Source organism: Metabacillus arenae, from assembly GCF_014773385.1.
Taxonomy (GTDB): Bacteria; Bacillota; Bacilli; order Bacillales; family Bacillaceae; genus Metabacillus_D; species Metabacillus_D arenae.
Window position 1 is genome coordinate 23,528 of the sequence record NZ_JACXAI010000031.1, and the last position, 11,723, is coordinate 35,250.

The 11,723-nt window shown below is 37.9% G+C and carries 8 protein-coding genes and 1 pseudogene; all 9 read right to left on the reverse strand.

What is annotated here, in order from left to right; all coding sequences use genetic code 11:
* Positions 1-5: 5 nt before the first annotated feature.
* The 9 genes and pseudogenes from IC621_RS19675 to IC621_RS27075 all read right to left on the reverse strand — a co-directional run bounded on the left by IC621_RS19675 (position 6) and on the right by IC621_RS27075 (position 11,628).
* Positions 6-251, reverse strand: coding sequence for a ferredoxin (locus IC621_RS19675; protein WP_191160636.1), 246 nt, complete (start codon positions 249-251; stop codon positions 6-8).
* 130 nt (positions 252-381) lie between these two features.
* Positions 382-1,719 carry an SCP2 sterol-binding domain-containing protein gene (locus IC621_RS19680; RefSeq protein WP_318153094.1) on the reverse strand — a complete coding sequence of 446 codons (1,338 nt, stop codon included), beginning with the start codon at positions 1,717-1,719 and terminating at the stop codon, positions 382-384.
* A 52-nt stretch (positions 1,720-1,771) separates the two neighbouring features.
* The gene (locus IC621_RS19685) at positions 1,772-2,236 is read right to left on the reverse strand and encodes a MarR family winged helix-turn-helix transcriptional regulator (RefSeq protein ID WP_191160640.1); all 465 of its coding nucleotides are present in this window, start codon (positions 2,234-2,236) and stop codon (positions 1,772-1,774) included.
* A 213-nt stretch (positions 2,237-2,449) separates the two neighbouring features.
* Positions 2,450-2,854, reverse strand: coding sequence for a ketopantoate reductase family protein (locus IC621_RS19690; protein WP_224752666.1), 405 nt, complete (start codon positions 2,852-2,854; stop codon positions 2,450-2,452).
* Positions 2,855-2,906: 52 nt separating this feature from the next.
* Entirely contained in the window at positions 2,907-3,329 is a 423-nt protein-coding gene (locus tag IC621_RS19695) for a MarR family winged helix-turn-helix transcriptional regulator (RefSeq protein WP_191160642.1), read from the reverse strand.
* 246 nt (positions 3,330-3,575) lie between these two features.
* Positions 3,576-6,956 carry a Tn7-like element transposition protein TnsE gene (locus IC621_RS26610; protein ID WP_224752667.1) on the reverse strand — a complete coding sequence of 1,127 codons (3,381 nt, stop codon included), beginning with the start codon at positions 6,954-6,956 and terminating at the stop codon, positions 3,576-3,578.
* A gap of 11 nt (positions 6,957-6,967) precedes the next feature.
* Positions 6,968-8,662, reverse strand: coding sequence for an ATP-binding protein (locus IC621_RS19710; protein ID WP_224752668.1), 1,695 nt, complete (start codon positions 8,660-8,662; stop codon positions 6,968-6,970).
* Complete coding sequence (locus IC621_RS19715) at positions 8,637-10,793, reverse strand: Mu transposase C-terminal domain-containing protein (protein WP_191160644.1); 2,157 nt, start codon at positions 10,791-10,793, stop codon at positions 8,637-8,639. The genes IC621_RS19710 and IC621_RS19715 overlap by 26 nt, the downstream gene beginning before the upstream one ends.
* A pseudogene (locus IC621_RS27075) lies at positions 10,790-11,628 on the reverse strand (TnsA endonuclease N-terminal domain-containing protein). The gene IC621_RS19715 and the pseudogene IC621_RS27075 overlap by 4 nt, the downstream one beginning before the upstream one ends.
* Positions 11,629-11,723 lie beyond the last annotated feature (95 nt).

The following is an 11,723-nucleotide window of genomic DNA, read 5'->3' on the forward strand; positions in this document are numbered from 1 at the left end:
TACTTCTATTCAAGCTTTGAATTTCCTTCAAACGACTCTTCAGCTATTTTAATTGATTCAGTTGGACATCCTTCAAAAGCATCTAGTAAGTCATCTTCGTATTCATCAGGTACAATGGCTGTTCCTTCATTATTATCTAAAATAACAAAAGCGATCCCCTCATCATCGTAATCAAAAATATTTGGTGCAGTAGCTCCACATGCTCCACACGCAATACAAGTCTCTTTATCTACAATAGTATATTTTTGCATTTTTATTTCCCTTCCTTTATATGTTTTTATATTCAACTTACGGCTTTTGAGCGTTGCAATGTAAAATAGATTTGTCGTTGGCGTTTACCAACCTTTCCTACAACCAAGAAGATATACTCCAACTTTGCCATTATGCAAAGCATTTCTCAAATTTCATCAACAATTTGGGGTTCCCTTTGATCCTCAGTTTTCTTGTCAGCAATGCCGCAGCCACATTTTTTTCCTTCGCCACGATCTTAAGCCACGTTTTGCTATCCACCGTAATCCGAATATCCGGCTTGCCGTGAAAACCGTCCCTAATCTGGAGCTTATTGTCCCGAATGTCGATTGTCGTTTGTCTCGTTTCATCTCCGGTGAATGCAAAATGATAGGTGCAGTTTAAACCCGACGCCTGCTTCGGCTGGAATGCATGAGGCATCAGGGTGATCAAAAGGCGAATCGTGTTCGGCCTGAGGCCATTCCCGACGCGTTTTACCGTTTTATGGGGAAAACGTTTCACGACATACGCTTCCGCATCAGAGCCAGGGGTTACATACACCGTCTCCTCTTTTGCCTGCAGCGGCTTTAATATATCATTCGTGAACCCTTTACGGTCTTTCAGAAACGGCCCGATCACATCTTCGCCCGCCGGACAAACCGACAAGCAATAAGCCGCTTTGTAGTTAGCCCCGAAACTCAAACTTTGCCACCAGGAAGTCGTTTCGGTTATCGGTACTTCATTCCGGTACTCTTTGACGTTCTTGCTGTCCACGATCGTTTCCACCAAGTCGCTGAAACCGCCCATAAACTCACGATAATTGTGCGTAACGCATGAAGAAAAATTAAATTGGCCGTCCGCACCGATCGCGCCCACAGGGCAGGCAGCTACGCAAAGTTTGCATTCCAGACACGGGTTGTAGTCAATCGGCCGGTCTTCCTGGTTGACCCTGGCATCGATCATAATGGCGCCAAGCAGAATGAAGTTTCCGAATTTCGGATGAATCACGTTACGGTGGATGCCCATATGGCCTAACCCTGCCGCAACGGCAACAGGCTTGAGCGAAATGACCCAAGTCTTGCCTGGAAACTTATCCATCTCCATCGGGAAACCAACTGCTGAATTTAAAGCCCGTATCCCCCGCGCTTCCAATCTGGACACGATGTGATGGGATATCTCCGCTATCTTATCTCCGGTATGATGAAATTCAATATTGGCAAGGGATCGCGCTGGTGTGCGGATCGGTTCTCGATTCATTCTGGCAACGAAACTGATCACAGTCTTGGCATGCGGGAATGCGGATAACATGTCATCCCGTTGATCATCCAATTCCGAACGTTCAATGGATACAACCCCTACATCGTCAGCTCCGGCCTCAAGGCATAATTCACGTATCCACTCATAATCAACCGTTTCGTTGTCGAGAGTAGTGGATTGCGCAGAGGATTCGTAGTAACGCACAACTGTGGGATGTTTGTTAATTTTGGACACTTTTATCCATCCTTTCATATTGAGTGTATATACACCTTTTTTGGTAAAAAAATTAATCTTGCCTATTTAGCTTAACGATATCAGACAATTGACCAAGTAAACCTTTATAACGGTCATCGCCCATATAGTCTCGAATACGGATTTGCGCCTGTTCCCATAACGGCAGCACACGCTTAAGAAGGTCCCGGCCGTCAGGTGTCAGAGCAATTAATCGTTTTCTACGATCCTCCCCTTCCGTGATCGACACCCAGCCTTGTCTCTCAAGCGGCTTAAGATCCCGTGGCAATGTGGTCCGATCCATCAGAAGAAATTCAGAGAGAGATGTAATGGTGACAGACCCGGCCTGTTCAAGTGCCATCAGTAATGACAACTGTGTAGACCGAAGCCCGACTGGCCTTAAATATTCATCATATAAACTGGTAATGAACCGGGACGCTTTTCTTAAATTCAAGCAAGCGCACGCTGCTGCATAATCGGTCGTCCCTGAAAAATCTGCCGTTGAATTTTGCTCTCTCATAATTTTTACCAACCTTTCCTACAATCAAGAAGATATACTCAACTGTTGAATTTTGTTCTCTTATAATTACGAGTATATACACGTATTTTGCCGATGTCAATCTTTATAATCATCTTAAACCTGGACGGATGCTTTTTTATTATTGAAAAAGGGGTTTTTTGCCCATCCCCCCGAAAAAACAATACTACGAAAAATAAGAGTATTTAAAGTACTCTAAGAAGGAAAATCGGGCTTAAAAGCTACTATGAATACTTGATACTCGCAACCACACATAATAACAGAAGCTTTAGAAGCTTGTGCTACTTCACCGAGTTTACGAAGCGTGGCTGTGCCTTCTGTTGTTCGGCTGCTATGTCCGTCAAGTGTGACGATGATAAACTGGAATTGTTTCCCCACCAATTCAGCGACATTATCAATGACGCTGAAATCGGTAAAGCTTTTCAGTGTAGCGTCATCATAACAATAAAGCTGTTGAGGAGAATTTAATTTGGCTTTTCGTCCTTCTCGAACAAGGTAGGTAATGTCTGCACCAGACAAACTGAGATGGTATCCGAGAGGAACTCCTACTGCACCTGCACCTACAATTAGGATATTGGGTTTGTTCAGAGTAGTTGTCATTTTTAAAACACACTCCTTGATAGATGAATTCATTTAATAAAAAATAACGAGATCATGAAGAACTTAAATTTTGAATAATTCGCTGCAACATTGCTGATAGCTGCGACATTTCATGTTCGCTAAATCCTGACATCATCTGTTTCAGAAATTGTTCGCTTGATTCTCTAAGGATTGCAACCTGTTGACAGCCATCCTCTGTGATTTTAACAAGCGTGATTCGATTGTCCTGTGAACTGGTACGACGAGTTACCATATTATCGGCTTCAAGCTGTTTTAGATGACGGGTAATGGCAGCATGGTTTATGCCCATCAGTTTTTGCAGTTCAGTTTGGTTGATTTCTTGAGACTGATACACATGGAATAGCAGTTGCATTCGGGACATGCTAATCCCGGAGCATTGAGCAAATGAGCTATTCAACAGACGCTGAAGTTCTTGAATTTGTAGAAAAGTTTTTTCAGAAGACAATATGCCCATCATATAACTCCTTTTCATTTTTATATGAAAATCAATGTGTGATACATCAATATTTTATATATCAATATTTGATACATCACAAATAATAGCATAATTAAAATTTTGCTGCAATCTAATTCCAGTCTATCAATACCTAGTTTTTTCATGATTTGCAATACTGCTTAGCGTACAAAATTTCCGATATATTGGCTACATCCCTCTTTGGGGAAGATCCTCCACAATATGGCGCGATTGCGGAAGACACCTCTAAATTAACTTATTTAACAATATTTCACTCCTATGACGAATACCTTTAGAACTATGCTTCGCCTTTACCACACTTACACCTTGATTTTCAATAATTTTTAATGTTTTACTCGTCCAAGTGCCGTTGTCATTAACAAGATTCACAAATAAACAATTATAAATATAATTCCAGTTATGAATAGTAGGCGATGATAAAATGAGCATCGACAACGAACGATTTTCTCGCTCTACTTCTATAATGTTGAATCGTTGTCTATTTACCATATATACTTCAGCAATCACATATCGTCTTTTCGTAACATTGTCACTTAGCTTTGTAAATTTACGTTCTCCTAAGCCCTCTGGGAACACATCGGTAAATGCTCTAATTACCTGTACTTGCGGGTGCTGTTCCAATATTTTTAACATATTAATAAAATCTTGCAGCTCACCTTGTGCCTGAATTTCATGTAGCATTTGATGCTCCAACCCTCGTGCAAGTTGTTGGCCACCACTATCAGCTGTAGATCGAATTAAATCATTAATGCCATAGTATTTCTTAGTATTTTCATCTTCTTTCGTTCGCTGCTTTGAGGAACTACTGCTAATTCGTTTGATTTTGGGTACCGATGTAAATTCATGTTTCAACTGATTCATTTGTACAAGTTCAAAACTTTCTGTAGAACCATCTACTTGTTCATCTAATGTAAATCCTTCTCCATCGTCCTTTTTATTCAAGGAGAGATAAGTGTATTTCTTTGCCTCATTTGATTTCACTTGATCTTGTATTTCTGGATGTGAAATTGTGATATGTTCGTATGGAATATGTTTATTTTTCACATTTACGATTTGCAGAACTGTCCACGTATTATTATTCTCTTTTACACGTGCTGTAATTGTAATCGATTGTGTAAAGCTCCATTCAAATTTCAAAGACTTTTCCTGCAACCAAGTAAAGGCAATATTTTCGTAAATTTTCCTTAAATCACGATTCGTTAACAACCATGCCAATTGATAAATGAATGTTGTTTTTATGTATTTCAATTCATATTGTGATGAAAAGCTAAGATGAATTTTATTAGGTTCATATGTTTCTGTGAAGAATTGAGGAAATGAATTCGATTCAAACAAGCGATATAAAAGGAAGCCGTTCGGAGCTAAAATGCTTCGCAACACTTCTATGACTGGTAAAATTACATTCTTGCCATCAAAAGAGAACACGAAACTACGAGAAGTTGCAGGATCGTCCATACCTCGAATTTTCCAAGGCTTCTCATAATACTTCACGCCATTAGGATAAATAGTTATATCTACTTCTCGCACTCCTTGAGGTGGATGACTTGTTGTTATAAACCCATCCGTATAAAAGTGTTGTATTGCTAAGCAGGGTAAAGTTCCCCAGTCCATCAGAATTTTTTCTGTTTGTCCACTCGCACGAAAATAAGCATGTATCATCATTTTATGATCTTGTCGGAAGGGCTCGCCAATCCAAATTAATTCGGCTTTTTCTCCCTTTACAAATGGCCAAGTAATTTTAACCTGTTGTTTGCTCAAACTTTCCACTTCCTGTTTTGTTCGTAAATACTCTTCCAAATACGGTTTTATTTCATGAAAATGATGTGACTTAACAGCGCCAATACGCTGCACCTTCCATAATACAACTGATTCTTGCTCCTGTAACATTCGATCAATAATCTTACAACAACGTCTGATTTGGAATTGCTGAGTAGATTCCGTAGTTTCAGATAGGAGCTTTTTAGTCTGGGGGAGCTTATCAAGATGTTTCTCCAAGTTTGATAATATTCCAAGCCGTTTTCCAATAATCGAGATTGTAATTCGAACAGGTTTATCTAGTTCGATTAGCTCCTTGTAAAGCTTCTCCACTTTAGAGCAGTATTCTCGATCACGTGAGGCCCAATCGACGATTGCTTGATTATTCTTCTTCTCCTGAATTATAGGCAACTGTTCAAACAGCCATTCTTTATCGTGATGATACAAGTACATATATTCTTTTGGAAAACACTTACGAATTTGTGTTCTTGAATAATTTGGGTATTGCCGCATTCCTTTTAATAATTGTTTTCGATAAATTAGCAACATCGAATGAATATCGTTTTCTGATATCCCTTCTATTTTTATCTCTGAAGAAAGATATTTTTTAACCGTTTTCGAATCTACACCAAGCATTTTAGCTAATGTTCTTGTACTGTACGTCCCTTCGGCTTCCAATTCACGTAATTTGACCTTCCAGACGTCTCCAAACGCTTTTATACGTCCAATACGATATTTATCTTCAGATAATTTATCAGGACCTTTTCTAGCGTAAATAAAGCCACAAGAGCATTCAAACGTACCAATGGGTGCTTTTGCTTTAAAATCTCTCGTAACATTTACTTCAGGAATCACAAATTCCTTATAATGATTAGCTGCTTTATTTAAACAAGGCCATGGGCCACTACCGAAAGGACCTGTATCAGCTTCAACTTGTAAAAGGGAATCTACATCTTGTTCTAAGAAAAAAAGCATAAGCAAATGACGGAAAGGATGTGCATGGCGTTTTAGATTACGTGTAATGACCTTCAGCCAATTGTACTCATCATCAACATCGATTGCTGATTCATACTTAACTAAAAATCCTTTTGGGAACTTTGATTGAAATGCTTTGTATAACTCATTTTGACGAATTCGATTAGAAGTTGTTATTAAATTTCGCTCACGTAAAAGAACACGATATTTAAGATTAATAGATTCTCTTGAAAATTGATGTATTGGGACTTGTAGCAGTTGATAGGCAATCTTTGCCAAAGCAATTTGAATAGTTACAAACTCTTTTGGTTCAACTTCTTGCAGGATCGATAAGTTCATTAGCTTTTTATCAAATAGAATAAACTCAATTCGACTTTGCTTTGAAAAATCGATAGGATACTTCTTTAATTTCAATTCATGATGCGCGCAGAAATCAATCCCTTGTAGTTGATGCTCACGATGAATATAGGGCTCTCCATGTTGCTCAATATCACTAACTGCACATTCTGAACAATAATAGAGTCCGTCCTTTTTACAAATACCTCCTGCGACCATTCCAAGTCTTGTATAAAGTCCTTTTCCATCTCCTTGAACATCTTGTAGAAGTTCTTTCTGGCGTTGTTTAGAAAGAAACGGAGCATAGTAAGGATAAATAGTATGCTTAGCTAATAGGCTTTTAACAGAATAGTTGGAGCCTAATTGCTCAGCTAGAACAGAAAAACGGCTGCCAATCTCTACACTTGGTATAACAGAACGACTTTGAAATACTTCATCCAACGTATCCTTGCAATCAATATTTCCACTGTAAAAGTGATAACGTGCGACCGCCGAATATATCAATTCATCTGAATATGGATCAGTAAAGAATGACAGCATTTGATTCCCTCCTAGTAGAATTCCTCCAAAGGATTTTTAATGTATCCATTCGCTTTGAGTAGTTCGTAGGAGTGTTGTTTTTTGTCTAACGCTTCCTTTCTTAGCTTTAGCAATGGTAGAATTTCTGCATTTTTTTCTTTTGCCTTTGCTTTCTGATCTTTCTTTTGTTGATTTAATGCAATCGCCTGCTGAATCACATCTGATTTAAGTTGATTAAATTCAGTATCAAGTGGATTTCCCTCAACTATTTTTTGTGCGAGCTTTTTAATATCGTTTTCTTTCAAACTATCAAAAATACCAAGGGCTGCCACTTCAACACTTAAGTTCCCGATCATGTCTTGACGTTTATACTCGATTGTATTTTGGCGCTCTTTAAATGCTTCTTGAATACGTCCTGTCATTTCAGTATTTCGCTTGTGATTCAGCATGACTTCATCCAAGTTAATCATAATATCTTCATATTTCATCATATCGGCAAAATTGTTCGTCCGAATAGCTGTCATCATTGGTTGAATCGTTTGCATATCTTCCCTAGCAGTCTTTTTTAATACTTGTGGTGTAATGATTTCAGCCGGGTTGTCTTCATCAAATAATACTCGTTCTTGCGCTAGAATAAATAGGTTCACGGCAACAGCAGTAATCCCTTGGCATTCATAATAAAATGCCTTCTTTGTCTCCTCTGTAAGCTCAGAATGGGTTTTTAAACACTGTAATTCCCAAAGTGTCTCTAGGAAAAACTCCCACTCTTCACTATTTTCGTCCATACGATCCCAAATAATAGCTCCATCACTCGCTGCCCGTCTTGCCTGTCTGAAGTTTCCTTTGAATAGTTTTTGTGCTTTAGAAGTGCCGATTAAAACCGTAGGAATGCCAACTGTATTAGACAGTGTTACAAAAAAATTCAACATTTCTTCCTGTTCATTTTTGGAATGTAGTAAGTGCTGGATTTCATCAATTACTAGAACACCAATGCCGTACATACTTGCTAACGATGTCATGTGCAATAACATTGTCGATGTCACACGGTTCAAATAACCGTACTTTTCTAAATATCGAGTGCCTAGTAAATCATCAATTGCTTTGAAAAAGCTTTTGCAAAGTGTAGATAAACTTCCATCATACGGGCAGTCAATTTTAAGCCAAACAATTTGAGTTCGATTAAACGGTTGTCCTTTGTATTCTTCATGCTTTATCACTTGTGGATACATAAGCAAAAGACGTTCAATTGCTGTTGTTTTACCAATTCCAGAAATACCGATAATGGATAAGCTATCGGCAGTTGAACGCATATAATTTAGTCGTTCATCTATATATTTATGAGCTGTTTCCTCTTCTTCACGCAATTCATGCAACACTCGAACACGCTCTAGAAATGTTCTATCTAATGGATTTCGCGCCAAGTAACCTCTCCGAATCAATGTAGACAATCGACGTTCTACCTCGAAATGAATCGGTAACGGCTGGATAAAATTCCTTACACGTTTTAAGACGTGATAACGAATATTCGTTTCACTTAACTTATCTTGCTCACTAATTCGTGGAGTCACCATAAATCGCTCTAGCACATCATCCTCATTAAATATAGGTGGAAGAGCTTCGATGAAAGGATTATTGGTATATTCATTTAAAAGTTGCTGCTTATAGACAGCTTTCTCAAAATCCCCTTTTAAGACAACCATGTCATTTGTCTTTCCCAAATTCCTCATCTCGCTTCTTCTTAAGTTTTTCCATAAGACGTGAGTCTGATTTCTTAGGTGGTGTTTCATCAATCTTCTCTTTTGTAACAAAGTCGATTACGTCAGCTGCTTCACTAACCTTATTAGGTGATAAATCAAACTTTTCAGCTTCACGATTTAACTGTTTTTCAACATCCTTGTTTTCACGAATAGCTGCTATTTTAGCCTTCTTACTTGTTGGTTGATTAAAAGATTGTTTTTTGTTCTTCGCAGCCTTTTTAATAATCTCTTCCAATGCAGCATTAGTATTCACTGTAAGCTGAATTTGATTTGTTCGATCCATTTCTTCTAGTTCATTCCGAAGTTGTTGTTGAAAGACAATTTCCTCTAGGAAGTCACCTTTATATTGCTGACTAGGTTCTAATAAAATACACGTCTCAAAATCTATTCCGTCATCGTGGGGAATATAGACTTTTTCAATGTGTCGTGGATCATAAACAATTTCTAAACTTCTATTTTTCAACTTCAAATACCATTGCTCTTCAATCGCTTGACGAGAACCATAAAGAAGATTTTTAAACTTGATTCCTGCTCTTGAAATTGTCGCTTTTCCACGTGGAAGCACGTTCAGACGAAGAATATTTCGATCAACTGTTCTTAACCTTCCTTTGCGGTTTTGAATGCCCCAATTCCATAAATTAATTGGCGTTGGCACTAGCCCATCAGCTACCATTTCTTTTTCAATAGGATATTTATCAATGATTTTTTGGTTATGATGCAATACCATCGTAATAACAAGAGATGTAAATTCCTTTAGATTCAGCGTAGCGTTTAAGCGATAATCTTGATCACCACGTTCTCGATATTCCTTTTGAATCGCCCCAGGTGCTTTTTGCTTTACTTTTCCATTTAATGTACGGAACTTCCTTTCAACAATCCCTTTCAAATCTCCCCGATAAGCTGTGGTATTCTCAATTTTAATATTAAGATTGTTAATTAAATTCTCTACCGAATAGCCTTCAAACTCACCTCGGTCAGCGATAATAATTTCAGGTAAATGATGTGTTGGCCATTGCTCAGGTGTAATATTAATTCCGTACTGCATACAGAACTCTACTTTGTCAGCAACCATATTATCCAAAGCCATCATTGCACCAATCCATGACGGCCCTTCTAGCCCAACATAAAGACCTGTAATAATGCGTGAATATACATCAAGTACAGCATAAATAACTGGTCGCCCAATTACTTTATTTACGTCAAGTGAACTGACTAAATAAATATCTGCGATAGTTGCGTCAATTTGAAATCTAGTACCGGGACCATTAGTTTCTGATTTAGAATCACTTAAAATCGGACGATGCTTCAATTCATATTCCTTTGTACTTTTACGGAACTGAATATCCTTTTTCGGGTCTTCAAGCTTTTTAAACCAGTAGTAAAACTGATGGTACGAGGGAATTCGAGTGGCCTCCCAAATACGGTACTTTAGCTCACCATTTTCCTTATAGCGATCAGAGTAAAAGTCACGCAGCATGAAATTATAAACATCTCGTAAAGAGTAATTATTCTTTTTCCTGTAGTACTTGTTGATAACGTGCTCAATTTGGACCTTTACCTCGTCAGTAATGTTAATACCGGTTTGATATTCATTATTTATGTTTATCTTTCTAGGACGACCAACCTTTGCATTTGTTAGGACTTTTGTTCTCCCTTTACCACCTGAATTAGAGTAGTCGGGTAACATAGCGTTTTTTGTCATCCCCCTCTGCCAATAGCGAGTCAGTAACTTTTTAACTTTTGTCTTGCCTAAGTTGCTGTCCCGAACGATTTCACGAATTTTATTTTCTCTTCCTCGTTTGTAGAGCAAATCTTGCATATTGGGGACACAGTATTTTTGTATAGTTTCCCAATCTTCTTCGCGCTTACGAATTTGCACTTCTGTTAAATCACTTTCTGAAATCACTTTTGCATATGGATCATTAATCTCAAGTAGCTCTCCTTGATTCATCTCTGTAATTAGGTTGGAATATAGCTCCCTCCTCGGCATAGCACTACTCGTGTCAATATTAACAATATAGACATGTGGTTCTTCAATATCAATTACCCGAATCCTTGTCGAATCGGTCACATATTGAAACACTTGATTAATATAAATCATCCGTATTTCACCTTCTCTAAATTACCTTCATCAATACACTTAATATCAATTGTTCGCTCTAAATCAATCGGCTTTTGCATATCAATGACTACGATTTTTCTAGCAAGCAAGTGATAAAATAGTGTAACACCACTTCCAAAAGGTAAGTGTGTATCTGTATCAAACTCATTAGTAATTTCACGGATACTTCGTGAATTATTCAATAGGCGATTCATAAGAGACATGGATAAATCCTCAATATTTTGGTCATCCATTTCTTGATATACATCATAGCTACGAATATCAAAATAATCATGGATATAACTAATATTTCTAGCCATTGTCTTATGAATTTCTTCCTCTGTTACAGTTGCCCAATTAATGCTTCTACGCTTCCAATATTCCCGTTCAATTTCAAACTTCTCTAACACACGTTCTTCTAACAGCTTATCTTTCATTTTGATAGTATGAGCGACTTCAAATACACCTTGTCCTTTATCAACTGTTAATAAAAAGTCCGTTGTCATAACAATTGGATCGCCTGTTTTTGGATCAGCTGGGTGTTTAATCCCAAGCTCTTCAGCAATGACAATCGTCTCTTCTTGTGGTAATAAAGGAAATTGTTCACGAAATCCAAGATAACATCAGAAAATTCAGTTAAATAAAAGTAGTTCCGTTCCAAATCTGATAAAAACTCATGTTGTCTGCCTGTTTTTATACCTTTTAATCTTGTTGACCGACCTAATGAGGAAACATCTTGAATTTTAAGCCAAGGCTGATAATCTACCCCACTGCCAGCTCCTCGACCCTCTTTAATCCACTTATCAATTTTAGATGTTCTTTTCCTTTTCGACACAAAAACACCCCTTTAGATAATCATATCCAAAGGGGCAAAGCTTCGCATCTTTTTTATAAACGTCGCGACTTTATTTTAAACATCGCATCTTTTTT

Bases quoted from the DNA above. Each gene is read 5' to 3' on its own strand.
- IC621_RS19690 (WP_224752666.1), bottom strand. From the start codon at position 2,854: ATGACAACTACTCTGAACAAACCCAATATCCTAATTGTAGGTGCAGGT.
- IC621_RS19715 (WP_191160644.1), bottom strand. From the start codon at position 10,793: ATGATTTATATTAATCAAGTGTTTCAATATGTGACCGATTCGACAAGG.
- IC621_RS26610 (WP_224752667.1), bottom strand. From the start codon at position 6,956: ATGCTGTCATTCTTTACTGATCCATATTCAGATGAATTGATATATTCG.
- IC621_RS19695 (WP_191160642.1), bottom strand. From the start codon at position 3,329: ATGGGCATATTGTCTTCTGAAAAAACTTTTCTACAAATTCAAGAACTT.
- IC621_RS19710 (WP_224752668.1), bottom strand. From the start codon at position 8,662: ATGAGGAATTTGGGAAAGACAAATGACATGGTTGTCTTAAAAGGGGAT.
- IC621_RS19675 (WP_191160636.1), bottom strand. From the start codon at position 251: ATGCAAAAATATACTATTGTAGATAAAGAGACTTGTATTGCGTGTGGA.
- IC621_RS19685 (WP_191160640.1), bottom strand. From the start codon at position 2,236: ATGAGAGAGCAAAATTCAACGGCAGATTTTTCAGGGACGACCGATTAT.